Genomic DNA, 19,815 nt, shown 5'->3' on the forward strand with positions numbered 1-19,815 from the left:
ACTTTCGGGGGTCACTTCAGTACCGGGGGTCTGACCCGCTCGTTAAAAATACCACCCGCCGGCCGCAATAAAGTGCGGGTTCAGAATATCTTCCTTGCCATACACCAACGGCTTACCATCCACAGTCTGCACCTGGCCACCAGCCGCAATAAGGATGGCGTGGGCCGCTGCGGTGTCCCATTCACTCGTGGGGCCCATGCGTGGGTATATGTCGGCATGGCCCTCGGCGATGCGGCAGAATTTCAGGGAGCTGCCGGCCTGCACGGTTTCGTGGGGGCCGAGTGTGTCGATGAAGGCGCGGGTTTCGTCGTTCAGGTGATTTTTGCTGGCGACTACCCGCAGGGTTTCCCGAGGTTCCGCCACGCGGATTCTGTGTACCCGACCAGTGCGGTCGCGCATGTGGGCGCCTTCGCCTTTGATCCCCCAGAAGGCTTCTTTCAGAGCAGGTGCCGTAACCACGCCCATCACCGGCACGCCGTCTTCGATCATGGCGATATTGACGGTGAACTCGCCGCTGCGCTGGGTGAAATCCTTGGTGCCGTCAATCGGGTCGATCAGCCAGAACCGGCGCCAGCTTTTGCGCTCTTCCCAGGGAACCTCCGTGCCTTCTTCCGAAAGAATCGGAATGTCCCGGCTGATGTTGCGCAGGCCCTTATAGATGATCTCGTGAGCCGCCTCATCCGCCGCGGTAATCGGCGAGTTGTCTTCCTTGTACCGCACCTTGAAATCGGACTCGTAGATGTGAAGCACCTTCTCACTGGCCTCATCCGCCAGCCTGATCACATCCGGAAGTATGGAGCTATAGTGCATGATTGCATCCTGCCTGACCGTTTTCCTCCATGTTAACAAACTTTGGGGGTCAGACCCCCAGTACATTTTGTGAGGTGAAATGTATTCTGGGTCTGACCCGGACTTCATGACCCGGACTTCAGGAACGCTGCAGGGAGAAGGGGTTCAGAAATTGGCGTTGCCACAGGAGGTTTGCATCTATGGTGCTCAGCGCTGCTTCGTCGCACACGTCGGCCCAGTGGGTGTTTATGGTGCTGATCAGGTGGTCGAAGATGTCTTCGGCTTCTGATGGGGATAACAGAAATGAAGGCGCAGCCTTCAGGCAGGTAGCCAGCTGGCTCAGATTGTTTTGGCCCGCAATCAGCATGGCCTGAGAGGCTTCGTTGCCTGTTCTGCCTTGGGGGCAAATGTCGTAAACCGGGGTGAGTTGAAGTTGCCGACCATCCCAGAAGGCTGCATGGTTTCTGGCGTGGTCATCCGTGTTGCCGCACAAGACGTTGAATACCAGACGGGTAAAGAGTTCTCGAAGGGCTTCAATGGGGTTTGCGAACCGGTGCCGTATGATTTCAGCGAAGTCTTCGTAACTGGCATAGCGCGCCATCATATCGTCCAGGCCCAGAATGGTGAGCGCCGATACCACGGCTTTTCTGGCCCAGCCTTTGGCTGTGTGCTCCCGGTCGAAGCGCTCGATCAGTAGGATATCCCGATTGGCCACGGAGGTCAGCCGCACCGGCGCGACACTTAGCCCCGCTATGGCTGCCAAACGCATGGCGATGTATTCGGCTTTGACTACGTTGTAGATGTCGGTAGTTGAGGAGAATTTGGCGATGTATTTTTTTCCGCCGTCTTCAATCAGTGCCTTGGGCCGGGCGCCACCGATGGAACTACCGTGGAACAACGCCTGGTCCAACTCCGGCGTTAGCGGAATTCCTTTTTCAACCCGGTCGGCCGATGCTAGCAATTCTTCAAGGGTGGCATTTTTTGCAGCTCGCGCCTCGTAGTTTGTCGGCGAACGCTGAAAATCCAGAGCTCCGATTCGGTCGGAGCCGGATTCGAGCAGGTAGGTTATTTCATCCAGCTGTGCGGGATCTATACCTGCGCCCTTCAGACCAAGGCACTTGTTAATGATCACCCTTCTGCCCCAGGCATCGGGCGCAGCATCCCGAATGCAACCGGGCATTTCCAACCCTTCAGGCGGCTGGATTACGCCCCTGCCCAATGGTAGCTCCGGTTCATAGATCGGAATGGCTGCCGGCGTTTGCTCAATTCGGCTCAAGTAACTCTTACCGTATGTGAAGCTGAGCCGACCGTTCTCCGCTTCCAGCCGGCCCGCCACAACCGGCTCAACCTGACCGGGCAGCCAGATCCAGACATACGCTTCGTTATCAGAAATCATCATCCACTTCCGGCCTTGGTTTTCTTGCCGACTTTGGCAGCAAGGCCAGCGTCTGTTTTGCAGTGGCCAGAGCCCTTCCAAGCGCTGCAGGATCCTCCTCAAAAAGAGGGATCGAAAGAATCGTAGCCACCTCGAACACCGCACCAATGGCGCAGGCTGGGTCTGCTTTTTCGATACGCTGAAGCATGCTTCGAGATATGCCCGCCCGCTCTGCCAGCTCCTGTGCTGTCAGTTTTTGCCGGAGGCGCTCACTTCGGATGGACGTAGCGAGCAGCTCGAGGGCTGTTCGATTGTATCTGGAATATGGCCTGCTACTTATTTTCGACATAGTGATTTATTAAAAACTCATGTTAAACCTTTATGAGTAATTAATAACTCATTATGGTGAAATTGCAACCCGCCAGCTTTCAAAACGGGGTCAGACCCCCAGTACATTTTGTGAGGTGAAATGTATTCTGGGTCTGACCCGGGGTTGAAATTTTGGCGCAGCTGGGGCAGATTGTTGCGCTTTCAAATTAATCCACAAGGAATGTGTGATGCCCCGCCGACCAAGGATTTGTCCGGCCGGGATGCCCCAGCATGTGATTCAGCGGGGCAATAACCGGCAGGTTTGTTTTCAGGATTTGTCTGATTTCGCCACCTATTCGATGTATCTCACGCGCTACCAGGAGAAGTTCGAGGTAGATATTCACGCGTGGGTGTTCATGACCAACCACACTCACCTGCTGGTAACGCCGAAGACTGATGACGGGCTGTCGGCTTTTATGAAGTCGATCGGGCAGTCTTACGCGCAGTATTACAACGCCCGGTACGAGCGCACCGGTGGCTTGTGGGAGGGGCGTTTCAAGTCTTGCCTGGTGGATACCGAGGAGTATTTCCTTCAATGCCAGCGCTACATTGAACTGAACCCGGTGAAGGCGGGCATGGTGGATTACGCCGGCGAATACCAGTGGTCCAGCTACCTGTGCCATGCCTACGGCAGCGGTTCGCGCTTTCATGTGCCCCACCCTTGTTACCTGGAATTGCAGCCGGATGCCGATCAGCGGCTGGCGAGTTATCGCAATTTTGTCGCCAGCCCGATGGCGGAGGCGGTGGAAGACCAGATTCGCTATTCCGCGATTGCCGGGCTGGCGCTGGGTTCTGAGGGATTCCAGGAGCGTATGAAGGAGCGGTATGGGGATGCTGCGGGTATCGGGACGGCGCCGGTGGGGTTTCGGCGGGAGCGGGTTTCCTGGATTTGATTCATACGTGCCTCGACTGGCAATCTTTGCCATAATTTACCGTCAGGAGGGCTTATTTATGGCAACCATGAACATTTCCCTGCCCGAAGCCATGAAACACTGGGCGGAGCTGCAAGCGCAATCCGGGCGCTATTCGAATACCAGCGATTACGTGAGGGATCTGATTCGCAAGGATCAGGACAGATTGCGTAAGGTTGAAGAACTGCAGGCTCTCGTTACCGCCGGCATTGCCAGCGGGCCGGGAACACGCTCTATGGATGAGCTGAGAGCTGTTGCTAAAAAGCTAGCCATGGAGCGAGAGGATTGGGTTTAGCTGCGTTTTGCAGCCTGCCGCGTCAAATCTCCACCTCCTCAAACAACTCCGGCACCTCCGCATGCCAGCCAAATTTCTCCGTGATGCGCTTGCGCATGGTATCGCTGGCGACCATTTCGCCGTGGGTAACGTACACGCGCTCGGGTTTCAGGTGGCCCTGCTCCAGCCAGGCGAGGATTTCATTGTAGTCGCCGTGGGCACTCATGGAATTCAGGTTGTGGATTTCGGCTTTCACGGGCCAGTATTCGCCGTGGATTTTCACGTCTTCGGCGCCGTTTACCAGCGCATCGCCACGGGTTCCGGGGGCCTGGAAGCCGGCGAAGACGACACTGTTGCGCGGGTTCGGCAACAGGGTTTTCAGGTGATGCAGCACACGACCGCCGCTGGCCATGCCGCTGGCAGAGATGATGATGCAGGGGTAGCGGGCGGCATCCAGCTCGATGGATTCTTCCACCGTGCGCACGAACTGGGTTTTATCATCAATCAGTTCGCACTGGGCATGGTTCAGTTTGTGCTCTTTATGGTGCTTGATGAAGATTTCCGTGGCTTTGATGGCCATGGGGCTGTTCAGGTACACCGGCAGTTTGGGAATTTTTCCCTCGCCCATCAGTTTGTGCACCACATATAGCAACATCTGCGCACGACCCACAGCGAACGCGGGCATCAGCGTGATACCGCCACGCCCGGCCGTCTTGGTGATAATCTCCGCCAAATCCCGCTCCGGATCAGACTCACCATGGGTGCGGTCGCCGTAAGTGGATTCGCACACCAGCACATCCGCCTTCTGTAACGGCTCCGGCGGGCGCATGATGATGTCATCCTGCCGGCCCACATCGCCACTGAACACCACGGTACGGTCCGCACCTTTGTGGTGAACATGCACGCACGACGAGCCCAGAATGTGCCCGGCTGGAGTGAAGGTAACTTCAAAGCCTTTCACCGGCTCGAATTTCTCGTGGTAATGCAGGGATTCGAAGTGCTTGAGCGCTTCCCAGGCATCCTTCTCGGTAAACAGCGGCTCCGGGTGTTCGTGTTTGGAAAACTTCTTCCGAAACGCGTACTTGGCATCCTCTTCCTGCAGGAAACCTGCATCCGGCAGCAGCACTTTGCAGAGCTCATGGGTGGCCTTGGTGCAGTATATCTTGCCCTTGAACCCGTTCTTCACCAGCGCCGGCAGGTACCCGGAGTGGTCAATGTGCCCATGGGTGAGCACCACCGCATCAATGGTGGAAGGATCCACCGGAAACTTCGCCCAGTTCCGCCGCCGCAGAGTTTTCACGCCCTGATACATGCCGCAGTCGACCAACAGGCGATGGGAGTCATCTGAAAGCAAATAACGGGAGCCCGTTACGGTGCCAGTACCACCAAGGAAGCGAAGTTTCATAGGCGTGTATGTCCTTGTCTGCCGAATGATATTTCCAGCTTACCCCGTACTGCGGGTCAGACCCAAAAACATTTTGCGGGGTGAAATGTATCGGGGGTCTGACCCCCAAGTCGGTTTTTCTTGATCTTTGGCAAGAATGGCCTGCGGGCATGTCTATATTCTTGGCACAATTTTCAGATAGTAGGGTGCGAGATGCTGCGGAAGTTGTGTTTGGGTGGGTTGGTGGTGGCCGGAATGATGACGGCGCCGGTGGCGTTTTCTCAGTCGATTTACCAGGCCATGGCAGAGCTGGAAACGATTATGGCCGATGATGCCCGCCGCGAAGCGGCCTATGCGGCGGGCCAGGAGCGCATTCTGTTTTGCGGCTCCTGCCACGGGAAAGACGGCAACAGCAAGCGTGACTACATCCCGAACCTGGCAGACCAGCACCCGCTCTACCTGTTCGAACAATTCGAAAAGTTCGGCAACGGCCAGCGCGAAGACTATGTGATGAGCAATCTGGCAAAAGTTCTCACTGTGGAAGATCGCATTAACATTGCCGTGTACTACTCACAGCAAGAAGCCAAACCTCGCACCAGCCCTGCCCCCGCACTGGTAGACGCCGGCCGCGCCAAGTTCCAGACCAAGTGCTCCGCCTGCCACGGCAAAGATGCCGAAGGCTTCCGCGATATGCCGCGCCTGGCTGGCCAACCGTCGGAATACATCAAGATCGCCCTGAAGCGCTTCAAAGAAATGGACCCCGCGGTGCAGAGCTCACCGATGATTGGGATTGCCGCCCCGTTAACGACCGGAGATGTTGAGGAGCTGGCGGCGTTTTTGACTACCTTGTGATTTTGGGGTGGGGGTCAGACCCCCGGTACATTTGGTGGGGTGGAATGTATCCGGGGTGCTCTTCATAGGCCATCTGGACAAAACCCACGAAAGCAACTAAAGTTAGTCGCAATAAAGGGAGCCCTACTGATGTCAAAGCAAGGAAAGCTACTGGCGAAACTACTGAATAAGCAATCGACGTTTACCTGGCAGGAACTAGCAACGCTTCTAAAAAGTCTCGGCTATCGGCAAATTGAAGGGCAAGGCAGTCGTGTCAAGTTCTACAACGGAGACCCAAAAGCGCTGATTAACCTTCACAAACCGCATCCAGGCAATGAGCTAAGAGCTTATGCGAGGCGCCAGATAATCGAGAACCTTAAATCCGGAGGGCTGATTCAATGAGCAGCATGCTGAAATATAGAGGCTACTACGGCTCGATTGAAGTGAGCACGGAAGATAACTGCCTGTTTGGAAAATTGCAGTTCATTCGAGCACTGGTTAATTATGAAGGAGAAACAGTCGCAGAGCTTGAGAAAGCCTTTCAGGAAGCGGTTGACGACTATCTGAACACTTGCGAAGACCAGAACATAAAACCTGAAATACCCTGCAAGGGTTCATTTAATGTCCGAGTTGGCCACGATTTACACTTGGCGGCGAGCGTCGCTGCCCGGCGCCAAAGCATCTCTCTGAACGATCTCACTCGCAACGCTCTCAGCGAGTATCTGGAGCACCACCCTTGAAGCCCCACAGTCCGGTACATTTGGTGGGGTGGAATGTACCTGGGATGCAGGTCCGTGTCTGTCCATGATCACCAAATCAGATGCACACCAGGCAGCATGCGCTTGTGTAGGATGCGGATAATTTCAACAACATGGTCGGTGGCAAACCGATAGAATATGATGTGGCTTCCCTGAGGGTACTGCCGGTAGCCTGGACTTATCTCATCGCAGGCCTGCCCCAGGTTTGGATTCTCACCCAGAAGGTGGAAGCATTGATCAAACTGAAGAATATAGTGGTTTCGTTGATCCCGGCCCCATTCACGCTCCGTGTATAGGGCAATAGATTTGAGGTCAGCTTTGGCCTTCCTGGAAAGCTTGAAACCTGGCATCAGCGTTCTTCGTTGTCCAATTCACGAATAAACGAGTCATAGGAGTAGTCTTCGAAACCACTGTCCTCGCCTTCCTTGAGCAGTTTACGAAGTCTAGTCAGGCGTGCTTCAGACTCTTCAAGCAGGCGCAATGCAGCACGAACGACTTCGCTGGTAGAGCTGTATCGGCCATTTTTGAGCTGTTCTGCAATGAACGTATCAAAATGCTGGCCTAGAGTGATGCTGGTGTTTTTCATGGTGCCACCTCGACAGTACCAATAATTGGTATATTTTGGTCCAGGTGGCATAACAATTCAATCCATGGTCAGGCGAGTGCCGGTCAGGCCCGTGCCTGTCCTTGATCAGCCCTCAAAAGCCCAAAAACAGCATATCCAGTGCTGCGACAATCTCATCCTGCAGCTCAGCAAGGCTACCGGAGCAAAAGCGCAACTCAGTTTCCGGTACAGCGGCTATATATTGAGTAGCCATGACGACTTCCATGTCGTTGATGCTGAACACCGGATTGAGCCTCTGCGCAGGGAATGGCGCCGACGATTTGGGCAGTAACGGCACGACTACTCGTGTGTTCAAGCCACTGAGAAGGTCGGACTGTACATCCAGCAGGTACCCTGCTCCTTCTTCATTTTCAAAAATATCGAAACGGGACATCAGAACTGCCGATGTCGCGCAAGAGGCAAGCCGTTGGCTTCAACGTAGGCATTCGAGCTTTCAATCGCCTCGGCATTCTCGTTAAGCCATTTGCTCCGCTTATGAAGTTTGACTGCTTCCGCAATTCCTGCCTCTGCAGACCGCGAGACATTGATTCCAAGGGATTTTGCCTCTTTAAGAAGAGCGCTATCCAGCGACAGATTCGTCGGTTTACGTACGGATTTCGCAACTTCAGTAGTTCGCATGGCATGCCCCCTCGAACAGTATTTGAATCAGTATATGCGCATGGCTATTGGGCATCAACAGTGAACAGACAATGTATCGGGGGTCTGACCCCGCTACACCACCATAGTCCGAAACGTCAGATTTATCCGCGGCGTTTGCACCGCCTTTGTCGCCGGGAGGCTGTGCTGCCAGAAGGCCTGGGTAGTGCCTTTCATCACCAGCAAGCTACCGTGTTCCAGCATTAGCTTTATTTGATCCTTGCTCTGCTTGTGCCGGAATACAAACCGCCGGGGCGCCCCGAGACTTAACGAGGCAATCGTGCCGTGCTTTTCCAGTTCGGCCTCGTCATCACTGTGCCAACCCATTGTCTCCTCGCCATTGTGATAAAGGTTGAGCAGGCAGGAGTTATAGCGCTCGCCACTGTGCTGCTCGACCAGCGCTTTCAACTCCGCCAGCACCGGAACCCAGGGCAGCGCCTGCTTGGTGGCCCTTGAATAGGTATAGGCAAACGGCTGGTCGCCATACCAGGCCACCTTGCGACGGGTGACTACCGGGCGGCCGAACATCACCAGCTCGTCGTGGGCCCAGGGGATTTCCTCCAGCAAACGCCGGAAGAAATCATCCGCCTGCCCTTGCCCCATCACTACCCCGTGATAGCGGACATCACCATCGTATGGCAGCAGGTTTTCTGGCGGGGTGAATTGGTCAAAGAGATCCATAATGCCCTCGTTAATTAACAAGTGCCTGTCCACGGGATCTTGCAGTATATTAGCCGCCCAATTTATAAGGAATCACGGCCATGCTGAGTGTAAACGAGTACTTCGACGGCAACGTAAAATCCATCGCCTTCCAGGGCGAGACACTACCTGCCACCGTGGGCGTCATCAGCCCGGGTGATTATGAGTTCGGTACCAGCCAAAAGGAAGTGATGACGGTTGTCAGTGGTGCGCTGACGGTTCAGCTGCCGGGCAGTGAGAACTGGGTTCGATACGATGCCGGAAAGGCTTTTGAGGTGGCCGCGAATACCAGTTTTAAGGTGAAGGCTGAGGTGGATACGGCTTACTTCTGCACTTACGAATAAGGTCGCCGGGGGTCTGACCCGGTTATTTGGCAGGCTAGTGCCTGTCCGCGCCCCCAAAGCCGGAGTGTAAAAGCTCGCAATTGTTGACCCCCAGTAAACTCAAAAGTAAACTCGCCTGATGTACAAACTAACCTACAAAAAGTCAGCCCTGAAAGCCCTGCAAAAAATGCCTAAAACAAAGGCGTTAAAAATGCATCAGGAGCTTACAAATATGGCTCAAGCCCCATATACCTATGAAGGCGACTGGAAACCAATGAAAGGCCAGCCCTTCTGGAGGCTGAGGCAAGGGAGTTATCGGGCAATATGCCGTATTGATAACGGTGAATTGGTGGTACTGGTGCTGAAGATAGGCGCAAGAGGAGACGTTTACAAATGAGTGCTCAAATTATTGAACGAGAAGGCAAACCAGAATATGCCGTGGTTCCCTACAACGAGTATCTCGAGCTGCTGGCACTTGCTGAAGATGCGCAGGATGCTGCAGACGCCAGCGCTGCAATGAAGGAGCTGGCTACAGGCGAGGATGAAACCGTTCCGGGAGACATTGCCGAACGCCTGATAACCGGGAAAGAACACCCTGTGAAGATCTGGCGAGAATACCGCGGGCTGACCCAAGAAGCCCTTGGCAAGGCGGCCGGAGTTGGCAAGTCATACATCAGCCAGATTGAGAACACTGGCAAAACTGCGTCCACCAAAGTTCTGAAAGCCCTGGCCGAGGCGCTTGATGTTGGGATGGACGATTTAGCTTAGTTATAAATACAAAATCTCGATGCCCTTTCTTCTCACAAGGTTCAACAATTTCAGTGATGCTCCGGCAGGCTTTTTCTCACCCGTCTCCCACTTCTGAACGGTTGAAACACTCACGTTAAGAATGGCAGCAAACACAGCCTGACTCATACGGGTCTGGCTGCGAATATTCCGGATTTCTTCCGGCGGGAGCTCTCTACTGTCAGTGCGACACAGCTCTTCGTATTCGCCGAGTTGGGTCAGGCTAGTGCCTGTCCATGATCATTCGCCGGCTCCCGATGAGCACGGGCAGTCAAGTCCACACCCAGGGCGCGGGTCACTGTGAGCATGGTTTTCAGGGTAGGGTTGCCCTGCTCGCTAAATGATCGATACAGCTGCTCACGGGAAAGCCCCGTTTCACGGGCCAGTTCTGTCATCCCCTTCGCCCGAGCCACCACACCCATGGCTTTGGCGATGTAAGCCGTATCACCGGTCTCCAGGGCATCGGCGAGAAAAACCGCAATCGCGTCCTCACTATCCAGCGCCGCTGCTGGATCGTAATCGTAAATCTTGTCGCTCATGACGCCTCCCACTCTGCTTGAAGTAGACCCGATACCCGGGGCCATGATGAATGCGCAGCTCGCAGACACCCTGCCCTACCGGCTTTACATCCCCTGGCAAACCATTGGCCAGCCGAAATATACGCGCTGCAATCAACGCCTTGCCACGCTGGTCACGGAGTTTGCGCTCCCACTTTCGATATGTGTCCGTTTGCTTGACTTCTAGCATGAGTCAACTGTAGTTCTTAAACTACAACAATGCAAGGCAAAAGAAATGGACAACAGAGAGTGGGGGGCTAGTGCCGGGGGGCTAGTGCCTGTCCAAGGGGGGGGCTACTTGGTGGGGGTTGGCATTGCGGTGTCTCCCTGGACGGTTCCTGCGAGGTATTGAGCAAGATTGGGGCCATGATTGCATACCGCGTGCCCGGAGCCTGCTCCGGGAATTGGCTTGTGCCTGTCTATGATCATCAACTACCACTGCCCGTGCTTTTACAGAGGAATGGCCAGATGAGTCCCATCAGGAAGCTCAATATCCAAACGGACTTTCGCTCCCGCACTCTCCACGTATCGCTTAATAGATGATAGCTTCAAGTCTTTACCAGCCTTTTCCATATTCGCAATCGTAGGCTGGGTCACACCCATGGCCTCCGCCAGATCCTTCTGGGTTTTCTGCAATAATGCACGCACCTCGCTGAGACGAATCTCCATAAGTATGCGATCAGCCTTTAGCTGCGCCTGCCTGACAACTTCCGGCTTTTCGTTAGCCAGCAGTGTGTCCAAAGAACTTGCCATATCAGATTCCTCCCTTGAGCATTTCCAAATGGGCGCTAAATTCTCGATCTGCCAGTGGAATCATCTCATCATAAAACCGCTTGTCTTTCCCTGTCTTCTCACCAGCACAGAGAATTATGCCTGTACGGGCAGGATCGAATGCAAAGAATGCCCGAATGGGCCTGCCTTTACTTTGCACCCGCAGTTCTTTCATATTGCTGTGCACAGATCCATAAACGCTGTCGGCGTGCGGCCGGGATAACATTGGGCCTTTCTCTCTAAAACGAGTATTGCCGCCAGAACATTTTCCCTATCCACCTCGCCAAGTGAAAAGTACCAATCATCGAACCGACAAGTTGTTTCAATTTCCCACATAGCCGCCCCTAACTATAGCTTTAAAGCTATATTCATTGCAATTTATACACATCCAGGCCACCCCCCCTTGCTGTATATTTATACAGCTGTATACTTGTACAATAATCAAACACTGTCAACAGTCACGGAAGACAAGGACTTCACCATGCCCAAAGCCAGAGCGGAACTGGTCAGCGTTTCAGATACCCCCTTCTACCACGTGATCTCACGCTGCGTGCGCCGCACATTCCTGTGCGGGCAGGACCGCGCCACCGGGCGCTGTTATGAGCACCGGCGGGGCTGGATTGAAGAGCGAATCCGGCTTCTGGCATCTGTGTTCGCGGTAGATGTTGCCGCTTATGCGGTGATGTCGAATCACTACCACCTGGTGGTGAAGCTCAGCCCGGATGAGGTGGAGCCGTGGAGCATGGATGGGGTGCTGGTAGAGCCGGAGCAGCCTTTACAAAGGGCCACCACTGGTACAGCGATATCATCGGGGCGACGAGTTGTGTGCTGCAGAGCTTCGGCGAGTGGAGGAGTACTCGGAAACCTTCCGGCAGCGGTTGGCGGATTTGAGCTGGTTTATGAAATGCCTGAATGAACCAATTGCGAGGCAAGCCAACCGGGAAGATGAGTGCACCGGTCACTTCTGGGAGAGTCGATTCAAATCCCAGGCGCTGGACACCGAAGAGGCCCTTCTCTCCTGCATGGCCTATGTCGACCTGAATCCCATCCGCGCCGCCATGGCAGAGACACCGGAGACTTCCGACCACACCAGCATCAAAGAACGCATTCATCCTACCTTTGATCTGGCGGAAGCTATTGCACGGCAAACGGAACAGCAGGCACTGAATGATTTTGCGGTGCCGCTAAAACCACTGCTGGGTTTTGAAGGCGTGATTCGAAACGGCTTCCAGCGCGGGATCCCATTCAGCTTTGAAGATTACCTGGAACTGGTGGATTGCACCGGGCGCATCAGCCGGAGCGACAAACGCGGCTGTATTGACGAAAACGCGCTGCCGATTCTGGAACGGCTGAATCTGGACCCGGAACGGTGGTGCCACCGGGCGACTGCCTTTGAAGGTAGCTATCAGGATTATCGAAATCCTGGGCGGCGACGACAAGCGGCTTAGGCTCCCTCCCCTTCTTTCTCAAATTTAACTATCGGCGGACCTGCCGAGCACTTCACTCGCCTAGAATCCAGGAATTTCCAGGATTCGCCGCGAGTTGCTGGCGCTGCTTTGCCATAACCCCGAATTAGACGCAGTAAACAAACGGCCAGAAACGACAAAGGCCCGGGGTCGAAACCGCCGGGCCTTTGGGGGTCTGGTCAGGCTAGTGCCTGCCCATGATCCACCATGTGCCCATGATCCACCATGATCACAAATCACACTATTGTGGCATCAAACTCGGATGCCTAGGGAAAAAGCCGTGCTCCCAAAATCGAGGTTTAATGTTATACCCAACCTCCTCAACATAGAAATCATAATCTTGCTTCATGAGATAGTGATAAGTAAAGACATCAAAAATCCAGAGGATAGAGAAAATTGCGAGAAAAACACAAAAAACGCGAACAAAAATACCTTTAACAACCATTATGCCTAATTTCTCTATGCCAACTTTAGCTCTAGTTTCAAAATTAATGCCCCCCCAAAAACCCGATAGCACTAGAAAACCAACTAGCATAGATGCCGGAGCTATAAAAACTGACGATACACCAGCATGTACTAGAGCCGCACTCACCGACAAAGTCAGCCCGACCATAATAGAACCATTATACTTTCCATTAAATCTTGACTTTGCCCTAAAAAACTGAAAAACCCCGTGAAACAATACAACAGATAATGCAACAATAATCCCCCAACCATATTCCGCAGCCCACATTAAATACATATTGTGAGGATGCGCAAATTTTACAAATTTTTTATATTCGTCGGTTATTATATCGTGCGTAATCCAAGACTGAACACCCAAACCTAGAGGGAACTTCTCGAGACTCATAGCCCAAGACTCTCGAATCTGGACCAATCTGTCAGTATTATCAGTTCGGATACCTCGTACCGCCCCACCGTCAAAGGCATATGAATCGTAAACCAAGGTAGGGATAACAAGCGACAAGAAGAACCACACTACCACCCCAAAAAAGGCTTGGCAAAAAAACACTTTGAAGTATGAAAAAGAAGACTTATAAAATATAGCCAAACAAATAATCGAAGACAAAAGCAGGGCTAACAATGTGCCTCTTGCTGACGACATAAATACCAACCACCACCACAAAGCAGCACCTGTATAAACTAAACTTAACCATAATTTATTTTTATTCAGCGAAAAACACAGAACTGATAGAGGCATAATGGGAAGCAACCAAGTTGCCAGGTGCCCCCAATGCCTAACATTGACAAAACCCCAAGGCAAAAATTCTGAAAAACTTTTTACACGATCAAGAATCACAAAGAGATATACGTTAACTGCCATAAGCCCATAAAAAAGAACTCCAATAGCTGCAACTAAAACAAGAGCCCTGACATAGAATTCATAAAACCCAACGTTAGCCAACAAATTTCCAACAACAAAAAAACCCAAGAAATAAAAAGCATACATAGCTGGCTCAGACCACCCAGAGATGGCATTACCACCTACCCAACCAAAAATCAAAAAAGCAAAAAACAGAACAAGAACAGAAAAAAACCTCTCCAAAGAAAACCAATACATCAAATAAAAGCAAGTAAACAAACTGATAAAAAATAGAAAAATTACAAGAACAATCCGTTGAGCGTCGTATCCATTGTAAACGAAGGGAAGATACTCTGAGAACAGCGAAAAACCTAAAGCTAGAAAAAGCAGCCCGAGGATACAAAGACGCCCAAGATTCATTAGCATCATTGATATAACACTCGCAGAAAATTGGAGAACCAAAATAAAAATACCCGGTTCGTCAACCGGGCATTCTTTATAACTCACTCAAAAGACACTTGCACTCACGCTTCTTTTAGCTTTCGTCACATCCGGTCGGCGTATAAGAACTTTTCCAGGTTGTCGGGCGATTAGAAATAGCGCACTCCCAGCTGCCGTCTGAGAGCCTGTTCAGATTAATCTTGGCGTTCGCAACGTTTGGGTTCCCTTCAAGAGTACAAACAATAGCACCATCAATGGGCAGCGTTGTCGTACCTGCAGTGTATGCCGCTGAAGTTACCGTGCAACGATCAGAGTCTTTAAGGCCTAAAACTGAAAGAGCATTCTGACCCAGATCGTCTCCATTGTTAATGGCAAGTTCATAGGCTGTTTTACCAGGCGACACCTCGGCCAAGCCAGCTGCAACCTGAGACTTCGCTGTGTAGTCCTGATACTGCGGAATAGCAATCGCCGCCAAAATACCAATAATCGCCACAACGATCATCAGTTCGATCAGAGTAAAACCCTGCTGACCTTTGTTCATCTGAATCTTTTGCATGTTATCAACCTCAAGAGTTGTCATTTTTCGTTTATCCAGCTCCGGGGCGGTGGAGCTTTGCCCCGTTTCCGCGCTGAGCGTGATGTAACTTAAGCAGGCCCCATGCCAAATGCAAGAAAATGTTAAAAAACAGCGTTCATACAGTGACTTAAATCAAGAAACGCCAGTCAACACCCTCCCATGGCAAAAAACGTGTGCCGCCCACCGTCCACAGGTGACAATTTTCGTCACCCTAAAATTGACAATCCCAGACACGCCACTTTTCCTTACACGTCCTTGAGAAAGATCAAACCTGAGACACACCCCGCTTTCCAAAGCCGTACCATCCATCTAAACTCTGGTTCATAAATCCGAGATTCAGCCACTTATAAGACTTTCCTCAGAGCATTTATGGCGAGCAGCAACCGAAACGTGACGCTGACGGGCCTGGCCCGTCGATTTGTGGAAGACGGGCTTCTGGATGAAGACGTGGCGAAGGATGCCTTTCTTCAGGCCTCCAAGAACCGTATTCCGCTGATCACCTACCTCACCCAGAACGACCTGGCCGACAGCCGCAGGCTGGCGTTTTCTGCCGCCATGGAGTTTGGTGTGTCGGTACTGGACCTGGACGCCTTTGCCCCGGAAATGCTGCCGGAGAAAACGGTCGACGAGAAGCTCATCCGCAAACATAACGCCCTGCCCCTTTATAAGCGTGGCAACCGGTTGTTTGTGGCTATTTCAGACCCCACCAACCTGCAAGCACTGGACGAAATCAAGTTCAACACCGGCTTGAGCACAGACTCGATTCTGGTGGACGACGCCAAGCTGCGTACCGCCATCGATAAATACCTGGAGAGCCACGACTCCACCATGGGCGACCTGGAAGACGCCGATTTGGAAGGAGTGGAGACTGAAGGCGGTGATCAGGAAGACGAAAAGGCCGTCACTGCCGAGGTGGATGACGCGCCCATCGTAAAGTATGTGAATAAGATGCTGCTGGATGCCATTCGCGGCGGCGCATCGGATGTGCACTTTGAGCCTTACGAAAAGTCCTACCGTGTTCGATACCGTACCGACGGCATTCTGAAAGAGATTTCCCGCCCGTCCATCAAGCTGGCACCTAAGATTTCTGCCCGGGTGAAGATTATGGCGCAGCTGGATATCTCCGAGCGCCGGGTGCCCCAGGATGGCCGGATCAAGATGAAGCTGTCCAAAACCAAGGCCATCGACTTCCGGGTTAACACCCTGCCCACGCTGTGGGGCGAGAAGATTGTGTTGCGGATTCTGGACCCCAGCCAGGCCAAGTTGGGCATTGATGTACTGGGTTATGAAGAAGACCAGAAGCAGCTCTACCTGGATGCACTGGAACAGCCTCAGGGCATGATCCTGGTTACCGGACCGACCGGTTCCGGTAAAACCGTTTCCCTGTATACCGGCCTGAACATTCTGAACACCACCGAACGCAACATTTCCACGGCCGAAGACCCGGCGGAGATCAACCTGGAAGGCATAAACCAGGTAAACGTTAACAACAAGGTGGGTCTGGGGTTTGCGGAGGCGCTTCGGGCCTTCCTGCGGCAAGACCCGGACGTGATCATGGTGGGTGAGATCCGGGACCTGGAAACCGCCAACATTGCCATCAAGGCGGCTCAAACCGGCCACCTTGTACTGTCCACCCTGCATACCAACAGCGCAGCGGAAACCCTGACCCGGATGATGAACATGGGCGTGCCGGCGTTCAACATCGCCACCTCGGTTAGCCTGATCATTGCCCAGCGTTTGGGTCGGCGGTTGTGTAATGGCTGCAAACAGCCCGCGGATATTCCGGCGGATGTGCTTTTGCAGGAAGGGTTCACACAAGAACAAATTGATACAGGCTTCACGTTGTACCGCCCCAAGGGCTGTGATAAATGCAATGGGGGATACAAAGGCCGCGTTGGTATTTACGAGGTGGTCAAGATTACAGACGAGCTGGCCAACATGATTATGGAAGAAGCCAGTTCCATAAAAATAGCAAAGCAGGCTCAGGCGGAAGGCTTCCGCACACTACGGCAGTCCGCCCTTCTGAAGGTAATTCAGGGGGTGACCAGCCTTGAGGAAGCCAACCGCGTGACGAAGGATTAAGCATGGCAGAAAAAGTGCAGAAGCTGGAATCGTTTGTTTGGCAAGGCAAAGACCGCAAAGGGAATAAAGCCAAGGGCGAGATCATGGGTTCTAACCTTGCCCTGGTGAAAGCCCAGTTGCGCAAGCAGGGGGTGATTCCGGACAAGGTCAAGAAAAAGCCCAAGCCGTTGTTCGGCGGCAGCAAGAAGATTACGCCGTTCGACATTGCCATGCTCACCCGCCAACTGGCCACCATGATGAAGGCTGGTGTGCCGTTGGTGCAGAGTTTTGACATCGTGGCTGATGGCCTTGAGAACAAAGGCCTGCAGGAACTTGTGGTTAGCATCCGGAATGATATTTCTTCCGGTTCCGGCTTTGCTGCGTCTTTGCGCAAGCACCCGAAATACTTCGATGATTTGTATTGCAACCTGGTGGATTCCGGTGAGAAGGCCGGTGCATTGGAGGCCATGCTGGATCGGATTGCGACTTATCTTGAAAAGACGGAATTGCTCAAGAAGAAGGTCAAGAAAGCCATGACCTATCCCATCGCCGTTATTGTGGTGGCAATTGTGGTTACCGCGATTCTGTTGGTGAAGGTGGTGCCGCAGTTCGAGAGCCTGTTCCAGGGCTTCGGCGCAGAACTGCCGGTGTTTACCCAGATGGTGGTGCGATTATCCGAATGGCTGCAAACCTGGTGGTTTGTCGTGCTGCTGGGCATTGTGGGCACCATCTTCCTCTTCAAAGAATCCAAAAGGCGTTCCCAAAAGTTCTCAGATATTGTCGACAAGTACGTGCTGAAACTGCCGGTTGTGGGCGAAATCCTCGACAAATCCGCCGTCGCCAAATTCGGCCGGGTGCTATCCACCACCTTCGCCGCCGGTGTACCGCTAGTCGACGCCCTCGATTCCGTAGCCGGGGCCACCGGTAACGCGGTTTATCGCGATGCCATCCAGCGTATCAAGAACGATGTTTCCAGCGGTACCCAGCTACAGGCTTCCATGCGCCAGCAGGACATCTTCCCTGTGATGGCAGTGCAGTTGACCGCCATTGGTGAAGAATCCGGTAACCTGGATGAAATGCTGCAGAAAGTAGCCGAGCACTACGAGGCGGTGGTGGACGACATGGTGGACAACCTGACTGCCCTGATGGAACCCATGATCATGGCGGTTCTCGGCGTGCTGGTAGGTGGCCTGATCATTGCCATGTACCTGCCGATCTTCCAGATGGGTCAGGTTGTTGGCTAAACACCGGCCCGTTCCTGCTCCCCGCTTCTTCGGGGAGCAGGCATTCTCCCAACATTTCCAATGAGTTCCTGAATGCCCTCTCTAGACGTATTCCTCAACACCCCCTGGCTCCTCTACCTGACCGTAACCCTCGTCTCCCTCTGCATCGGCAGCTTCCTGAACGTGGTCATCCTGCGCCTGCCCAAAATTATGCACCAGGACTGGCGTTGCCAGTGCGAGGAATTCCTGGAGGTTCCGGAGGCGCAGCGCAAGAAAGAAGAAACCATCACCCTGTCCAAACCTGCCTCCACCTGCCCTTCCTGTGGCCACAAGATTCGGGCCTGGGAGAATATTCCGGTGGTGAGCTGGCTGTTTCTGGGGGGCAAGTGCTCTTCCTGCAAAACCCGGATTTCTGTGCGCTATCCGCTGATTGAAGCCGTTACCGCAATATTTTCGGTAGTTACCGTGTTCCTGCTGGGGCCGACCGAAGCCGCGCTCTGGGCGTTGCTGCTGGTGTGGGCGCTGGTAGCGTTGACGGTGATTGATTTTGATACCCAGCTTCTGCCAGACAGCATCACCCTGCCGCTGATGTGGCTGGGCCTGGTGCTGAATTATTTTGGCGTGCTGACGGATTTCGAGAGCGCCTTCTGGGGTGCTGTGGCGGGGTATTTGTCGCTGTGGTCGGTGTATTGGTTATTCAAGCTGGCCACCGGCAAGGAAGGTATGGGCCATGGGGATTTCAAGTTGCTGGCGGCGCTCGGGGCCTGGCTGGGATGGCAGTTGTTGCCGGCAGTGATTTTGTTGTCCTCTCTGGTGGGGGCTGTGGTTGGTATTGCGTTGATGGTATTCAAGAAGCATGGGCGTGAGGTGCCGATTCCGTTTGGGCCTTACCTCGCCGCCGCTGGGCTGCTGGGACTTTGGTTTGGGGCGGAGATTCAGGCGGCCTGGTTTGGGTTTTTGGGAGTTTGATGCGTGAGGATTATTGGCTTAACAGGCGGTATCGGCTCCGGAAAATCTACCGTGGCGCGGCTATTTGGCGAACTGGGCGTGCACTGGGTGGATGCCGATAACGTGGCCCGTGAAGTTGTGGAACCGGGCCAGCCGGCACTGGCGCAAATTGCAGAGCATTTTGGTGCTGAGGTGTTGCAGGCGGATGGTTCGCTGAACCGCGCCTTGTTGCGGGAGCGGGTGTTTGCGGAACCTGCGGAGCGGGAGTGGCTGGAGCAGTTGTTGCACCCGGTGATTCGGGAGGAGCTGGTTCGCCAGCTGCATAACCCTCCCAGCCTTTCGGCTAAGGGCAACTCCGGCGATTATCCGTTACCTTATGTTCTGCTGGTATCTCCCCTGCTTCTGGAAACCAATCAACATCAGCTGGTTGAGCAGTTGATTGTGGTGGATGTGCCGGAGGAGGTGCAGCTGGAGCGCACTATGGCCCGCGACGCCAATTCCCGGGAACAGGTGGAGCGGATTATGGCGGCGCAACTGGGCCGGGACGAGCGGCGGGCGCGGGCAAGCGCTATTATTGATAATAACCGCCCGCTGGATAACGTGGAGCTTCAGGTTTGTGAGCTGCATAACCGTTTGCTGGCTGAATTCAGTTAAGGAGCTTCGGCTGCGTTACACCTCGTTTTTTGTCTCGTTCCTGGCCTTCAGCGT

General features: G+C 53.4%; 28 protein-coding genes and 2 pseudogenes. 14 read left to right on the plus strand and 16 right to left on the minus strand.

Annotated features, from left to right (window positions below; all coding sequences use genetic code 11):
* Nucleotides 1-42: 42 nt before the first annotated feature.
* From cysQ to B2589_RS02495, 3 genes are all read right to left on the minus strand, one after another.
* On the minus strand, nt 43-810 hold the full coding sequence (gene cysQ, locus B2589_RS02485) for a 3'(2'),5'-bisphosphate nucleotidase CysQ (protein WP_286815501.1): 768 nt from the start codon (nt 808-810) through the stop codon (nt 43-45).
* Between the two features lie 118 nt (nt 811-928).
* Nucleotides 929-2,266 carry a type II toxin-antitoxin system HipA family toxin gene (locus B2589_RS02490; RefSeq protein WP_286815502.1) on the minus strand — a complete coding sequence of 446 codons (1,338 nt, stop codon included), beginning with the start codon at nt 2,264-2,266 and terminating at the stop codon, nt 929-931.
* Nucleotides 2,175-2,513, minus strand: coding sequence for a helix-turn-helix domain-containing protein (locus B2589_RS02495; protein WP_199455915.1), 339 nt, complete (start codon nt 2,511-2,513; stop codon nt 2,175-2,177). The genes B2589_RS02490 and B2589_RS02495 overlap by 92 nt, the downstream gene beginning before the upstream one ends.
* A gap of 241 nt (nt 2,514-2,754) precedes the next feature.
* On the opposite strand from B2589_RS02495, the gene B2589_RS02500 reads away from it, so the two are divergent.
* Nucleotides 2,755-3,426: a transposase gene (locus B2589_RS02500; protein WP_286815503.1), complete on the plus strand. Its 672-nt coding sequence runs from the start codon at nt 2,755-2,757 to the stop codon at nt 3,424-3,426.
* 58 nt (nt 3,427-3,484) lie between these two features.
* Nucleotides 3,485-3,739, plus strand: coding sequence for a type II toxin-antitoxin system ParD family antitoxin (locus tag B2589_RS02505; RefSeq protein ID WP_286815504.1), 255 nt, complete (start codon nt 3,485-3,487; stop codon nt 3,737-3,739).
* Nucleotides 3,740-3,761: 22 nt separating this feature from the next.
* On the opposite strand, the gene B2589_RS02510 is transcribed toward B2589_RS02505, so the two are convergent.
* On the minus strand, nt 3,762-5,123 hold the full coding sequence (locus B2589_RS02510; RefSeq protein WP_286815505.1) for an MBL fold metallo-hydrolase: 1,362 nt from the start codon (nt 5,121-5,123) through the stop codon (nt 3,762-3,764).
* A 234-nt stretch (nt 5,124-5,357) separates the two neighbouring features.
* Here B2589_RS02510 and B2589_RS02515 point away from each other — a divergent pair, with 234 nt between their 5' ends.
* The 3 genes from B2589_RS02515 to B2589_RS02525 all read left to right on the plus strand — a co-directional run bounded on the left by B2589_RS02515 (nt 5,358) and on the right by B2589_RS02525 (nt 6,673).
* Nucleotides 5,358-5,954: a c-type cytochrome gene (locus B2589_RS02515; protein ID WP_286815506.1), complete on the plus strand. Its 597-nt coding sequence runs from the start codon at nt 5,358-5,360 to the stop codon at nt 5,952-5,954.
* 129 nt (nt 5,955-6,083) lie between these two features.
* Nucleotides 6,084-6,335 carry a type II toxin-antitoxin system HicA family toxin gene (locus B2589_RS02520; protein ID WP_286815507.1) on the plus strand — a complete coding sequence of 84 codons (252 nt, stop codon included), beginning with the start codon at nt 6,084-6,086 and terminating at the stop codon, nt 6,333-6,335.
* Nucleotides 6,332-6,673 carry a type II toxin-antitoxin system HicB family antitoxin gene (locus B2589_RS02525; RefSeq protein WP_058341270.1) on the plus strand — a complete coding sequence of 114 codons (342 nt, stop codon included), beginning with the start codon at nt 6,332-6,334 and terminating at the stop codon, nt 6,671-6,673. The genes B2589_RS02520 and B2589_RS02525 overlap by 4 nt, the downstream gene beginning before the upstream one ends.
* A 68-nt stretch (nt 6,674-6,741) precedes the next feature.
* Here B2589_RS02525 and B2589_RS02530 read toward each other — a convergent pair whose 3' ends face one another.
* From B2589_RS02530 to B2589_RS02550, 5 genes are all read right to left on the minus strand, one after another.
* Nucleotides 6,742-7,041 (minus strand): type II toxin-antitoxin system RelE/ParE family toxin, encoded by a 300-nt coding sequence (locus tag B2589_RS02530; RefSeq protein ID WP_286815508.1) that lies wholly within the window; start codon nt 7,039-7,041, stop codon nt 6,742-6,744.
* On the minus strand, nt 7,041-7,277 hold the full coding sequence (locus B2589_RS02535) for a type II toxin-antitoxin system ParD family antitoxin (protein WP_058341272.1): 237 nt from the start codon (nt 7,275-7,277) through the stop codon (nt 7,041-7,043). Before B2589_RS02535 ends, B2589_RS02530 begins: the two co-directional genes overlap by 1 nt.
* Nucleotides 7,278-7,389: 112 nt before the next feature.
* Nucleotides 7,390-7,689 (minus strand): CcdB family protein, encoded by a 300-nt coding sequence (locus B2589_RS02540; protein ID WP_286815509.1) that lies wholly within the window; start codon nt 7,687-7,689, stop codon nt 7,390-7,392.
* Nucleotides 7,689-7,934: a type II toxin-antitoxin system CcdA family antitoxin gene (locus B2589_RS02545; RefSeq protein WP_011786109.1), complete on the minus strand. Its 246-nt coding sequence runs from the start codon at nt 7,932-7,934 to the stop codon at nt 7,689-7,691. The genes B2589_RS02540 and B2589_RS02545 overlap by 1 nt, the downstream gene beginning before the upstream one ends.
* Before the next feature lie 93 nt (nt 7,935-8,027).
* Nucleotides 8,028-8,633: an alpha-ketoglutarate-dependent dioxygenase AlkB family protein gene (locus B2589_RS02550; RefSeq protein WP_286815510.1), complete on the minus strand. Its 606-nt coding sequence runs from the start codon at nt 8,631-8,633 to the stop codon at nt 8,028-8,030.
* 80 nt (nt 8,634-8,713) lie between these two features.
* On the opposite strand from B2589_RS02550, the gene B2589_RS02555 reads away from it, so the two are divergent.
* From B2589_RS02555 to B2589_RS02565, 3 genes are all read left to right on the plus strand, one after another.
* On the plus strand, nt 8,714-8,995 hold the full coding sequence (locus B2589_RS02555; protein ID WP_286815511.1) for a pyrimidine/purine nucleoside phosphorylase: 282 nt from the start codon (nt 8,714-8,716) through the stop codon (nt 8,993-8,995).
* A 118-nt stretch (nt 8,996-9,113) separates the two neighbouring features.
* Nucleotides 9,114-9,371, plus strand: coding sequence for a type II toxin-antitoxin system RelE family toxin (locus B2589_RS02560; RefSeq protein ID WP_286815512.1), 258 nt, complete (start codon nt 9,114-9,116; stop codon nt 9,369-9,371).
* Entirely contained in the window at nt 9,368-9,742 is a 375-nt protein-coding gene (locus B2589_RS02565; protein WP_286815513.1) for a helix-turn-helix domain-containing protein, read from the plus strand. Before B2589_RS02560 ends, B2589_RS02565 begins: the two co-directional genes overlap by 4 nt.
* On the opposite strand, the gene B2589_RS02570 is transcribed toward B2589_RS02565, so the two are convergent.
* The 5 genes and pseudogenes from B2589_RS02570 to B2589_RS02590 all read right to left on the minus strand — a co-directional run bounded on the left by B2589_RS02570 (nt 9,743) and on the right by B2589_RS02590 (nt 11,424).
* Entirely contained in the window at nt 9,743-9,982 is a 240-nt protein-coding gene (locus B2589_RS02570) for a helix-turn-helix domain-containing protein (protein ID WP_058341276.1), read from the minus strand.
* Nucleotides 9,979-10,299 carry an addiction module antidote protein gene (locus B2589_RS02575; protein ID WP_058341431.1) on the minus strand — a complete coding sequence of 107 codons (321 nt, stop codon included), beginning with the start codon at nt 10,297-10,299 and terminating at the stop codon, nt 9,979-9,981. Before B2589_RS02575 ends, B2589_RS02570 begins: the two co-directional genes overlap by 4 nt.
* A gap of 7 nt (nt 10,300-10,306) precedes the next feature.
* Nucleotides 10,307-10,507 (minus strand): annotated as a pseudogene (locus B2589_RS02580) (type II toxin-antitoxin system RelE/ParE family toxin); the annotation flags it as partial.
* A gap of 260 nt (nt 10,508-10,767) precedes the next feature.
* Complete coding sequence (locus tag B2589_RS02585; RefSeq protein WP_286815514.1) at nt 10,768-11,070, minus strand: helix-turn-helix domain-containing protein; 303 nt, start codon at nt 11,068-11,070, stop codon at nt 10,768-10,770.
* Nucleotide 11,071: 1 nt separating this feature from the next.
* Nucleotides 11,072-11,424 (minus strand): annotated as a pseudogene (locus B2589_RS02590) (type II toxin-antitoxin system RelE/ParE family toxin).
* A 145-nt stretch (nt 11,425-11,569) separates the two neighbouring features.
* On the opposite strand from B2589_RS02590, the gene B2589_RS02595 reads away from it, so the two are divergent.
* Nucleotides 11,570-12,004: a transposase gene (locus tag B2589_RS02595; RefSeq protein WP_286815515.1), complete on the plus strand. Its 435-nt coding sequence runs from the start codon at nt 11,570-11,572 to the stop codon at nt 12,002-12,004.
* Entirely contained in the window at nt 11,988-12,536 is a 549-nt protein-coding gene (locus B2589_RS02600) for a hypothetical protein (RefSeq protein ID WP_286815516.1), read from the plus strand. Before B2589_RS02595 ends, B2589_RS02600 begins: the two co-directional genes overlap by 17 nt.
* A 259-nt stretch (nt 12,537-12,795) precedes the next feature.
* Here the strand turns inward: B2589_RS02600 and B2589_RS02605 are convergent, their stop codons facing one another.
* Both B2589_RS02605 and B2589_RS02610 read right to left on the minus strand, forming a co-directional pair.
* Complete coding sequence (locus B2589_RS02605) at nt 12,796-14,364, minus strand: O-antigen ligase family protein (RefSeq protein ID WP_286815517.1); 1,569 nt, start codon at nt 14,362-14,364, stop codon at nt 12,796-12,798.
* Nucleotides 14,365-14,392: 28 nt separating this feature from the next.
* The gene (locus tag B2589_RS02610; protein WP_286815518.1) at nt 14,393-14,878 is read right to left on the minus strand and encodes a pilin; all 486 of its coding nucleotides are present in this window, start codon (nt 14,876-14,878) and stop codon (nt 14,393-14,395) included.
* A gap of 366 nt (nt 14,879-15,244) precedes the next feature.
* On the opposite strand from B2589_RS02610, the gene pilB reads away from it, so the two are divergent.
* The 4 genes from pilB (at nt 15,245) to coaE (ending at nt 19,761) form a co-directional block, all read left to right on the plus strand.
* Nucleotides 15,245-16,957 carry a type IV-A pilus assembly ATPase PilB gene (pilB, locus tag B2589_RS02615; RefSeq protein WP_286815519.1) on the plus strand — a complete coding sequence of 571 codons (1,713 nt, stop codon included), beginning with the start codon at nt 15,245-15,247 and terminating at the stop codon, nt 16,955-16,957.
* Between the two features lie 2 nt (nt 16,958-16,959).
* Nucleotides 16,960-18,180, plus strand: a complete 1,221-nt coding sequence (locus B2589_RS02620) for a type II secretion system F family protein (protein WP_286815520.1) — start codon at nt 16,960-16,962, stop codon at nt 18,178-18,180.
* Nucleotides 18,181-18,252: 72 nt separating this feature from the next.
* Nucleotides 18,253-19,128 carry a prepilin peptidase gene (locus B2589_RS02625; RefSeq protein WP_286815521.1) on the plus strand — a complete coding sequence of 292 codons (876 nt, stop codon included), beginning with the start codon at nt 18,253-18,255 and terminating at the stop codon, nt 19,126-19,128.
* Between the two features lie 3 nt (nt 19,129-19,131).
* The gene (gene coaE, locus B2589_RS02630; protein WP_286815522.1) at nt 19,132-19,761 is read left to right on the plus strand and encodes a dephospho-CoA kinase; all 630 of its coding nucleotides are present in this window, start codon (nt 19,132-19,134) and stop codon (nt 19,759-19,761) included.
* Nucleotides 19,762-19,815: the final 54 nt, after the last annotated feature.

The organism is Marinobacter sp. UBA3607 (assembly GCF_002375525.1).
Classification (GTDB): Bacteria; Pseudomonadota; Gammaproteobacteria; order Pseudomonadales; family Oleiphilaceae; genus Marinobacter; species Marinobacter vinifirmus.

What these genes read in the sequence shown, in the direction of transcription:
- cysQ (WP_286815501.1), bottom strand. Translation starts at nt 810, where the DNA reads ATGCACTATAGCTCCATACTTCCGGATGTGATCAGGCTGGCGGATGAG.
- B2589_RS02495 (WP_199455915.1), bottom strand. Translation starts at nt 2,513, where the DNA reads ATGTCGAAAATAAGTAGCAGGCCATATTCCAGATACAATCGAACAGCC.
- B2589_RS02500 (WP_286815503.1), top strand. Translation starts at nt 2,755, where the DNA reads ATGCCCCAGCATGTGATTCAGCGGGGCAATAACCGGCAGGTTTGTTTT.
- B2589_RS02505 (WP_286815504.1), top strand. Translation starts at nt 3,485, where the DNA reads ATGGCAACCATGAACATTTCCCTGCCCGAAGCCATGAAACACTGGGCG.
- B2589_RS02510 (WP_286815505.1), bottom strand. Translation starts at nt 5,123, where the DNA reads ATGAAACTTCGCTTCCTTGGTGGTACTGGCACCGTAACGGGCTCCCGT.
- B2589_RS02515 (WP_286815506.1), top strand. Translation starts at nt 5,358, where the DNA reads ATGATGACGGCGCCGGTGGCGTTTTCTCAGTCGATTTACCAGGCCATG.
- B2589_RS02520 (WP_286815507.1), top strand. Translation starts at nt 6,084, where the DNA reads ATGTCAAAGCAAGGAAAGCTACTGGCGAAACTACTGAATAAGCAATCG.
- B2589_RS02525 (WP_058341270.1), top strand. Translation starts at nt 6,332, where the DNA reads ATGAGCAGCATGCTGAAATATAGAGGCTACTACGGCTCGATTGAAGTG.
- B2589_RS02530 (WP_286815508.1), bottom strand. Translation starts at nt 7,041, where the DNA reads ATGCCAGGTTTCAAGCTTTCCAGGAAGGCCAAAGCTGACCTCAAATCT.
- B2589_RS02535 (WP_058341272.1), bottom strand. Translation starts at nt 7,277, where the DNA reads ATGAAAAACACCAGCATCACTCTAGGCCAGCATTTTGATACGTTCATT.
- B2589_RS02540 (WP_286815509.1), bottom strand. Translation starts at nt 7,689, where the DNA reads ATGTCCCGTTTCGATATTTTTGAAAATGAAGAAGGAGCAGGGTACCTG.
- B2589_RS02545 (WP_011786109.1), bottom strand. Translation starts at nt 7,934, where the DNA reads ATGCGAACTACTGAAGTTGCGAAATCCGTACGTAAACCGACGAATCTG.
- B2589_RS02550 (WP_286815510.1), bottom strand. Translation starts at nt 8,633, where the DNA reads ATGGATCTCTTTGACCAATTCACCCCGCCAGAAAACCTGCTGCCATAC.
- B2589_RS02555 (WP_286815511.1), top strand. Translation starts at nt 8,714, where the DNA reads ATGCTGAGTGTAAACGAGTACTTCGACGGCAACGTAAAATCCATCGCC.
- B2589_RS02560 (WP_286815512.1), top strand. Translation starts at nt 9,114, where the DNA reads ATGTACAAACTAACCTACAAAAAGTCAGCCCTGAAAGCCCTGCAAAAA.
- B2589_RS02565 (WP_286815513.1), top strand. Translation starts at nt 9,368, where the DNA reads ATGAGTGCTCAAATTATTGAACGAGAAGGCAAACCAGAATATGCCGTG.
- B2589_RS02575 (WP_058341431.1), bottom strand. Translation starts at nt 10,299, where the DNA reads ATGAGCGACAAGATTTACGATTACGATCCAGCAGCGGCGCTGGATAGT.
- B2589_RS02585 (WP_286815514.1), bottom strand. Translation starts at nt 11,070, where the DNA reads ATGGCAAGTTCTTTGGACACACTGCTGGCTAACGAAAAGCCGGAAGTT.
- B2589_RS02595 (WP_286815515.1), top strand. Translation starts at nt 11,570, where the DNA reads ATGCCCAAAGCCAGAGCGGAACTGGTCAGCGTTTCAGATACCCCCTTC.
- B2589_RS02600 (WP_286815516.1), top strand. Translation starts at nt 11,988, where the DNA reads ATGAAATGCCTGAATGAACCAATTGCGAGGCAAGCCAACCGGGAAGAT.
- B2589_RS02610 (WP_286815518.1), bottom strand. Translation starts at nt 14,878, where the DNA reads ATGACAACTCTTGAGGTTGATAACATGCAAAAGATTCAGATGAACAAA.
- pilB (WP_286815519.1), top strand. Translation starts at nt 15,245, where the DNA reads ATGGCGAGCAGCAACCGAAACGTGACGCTGACGGGCCTGGCCCGTCGA.
- B2589_RS02620 (WP_286815520.1), top strand. Translation starts at nt 16,960, where the DNA reads ATGGCAGAAAAAGTGCAGAAGCTGGAATCGTTTGTTTGGCAAGGCAAA.
- B2589_RS02625 (WP_286815521.1), top strand. Translation starts at nt 18,253, where the DNA reads ATGCCCTCTCTAGACGTATTCCTCAACACCCCCTGGCTCCTCTACCTG.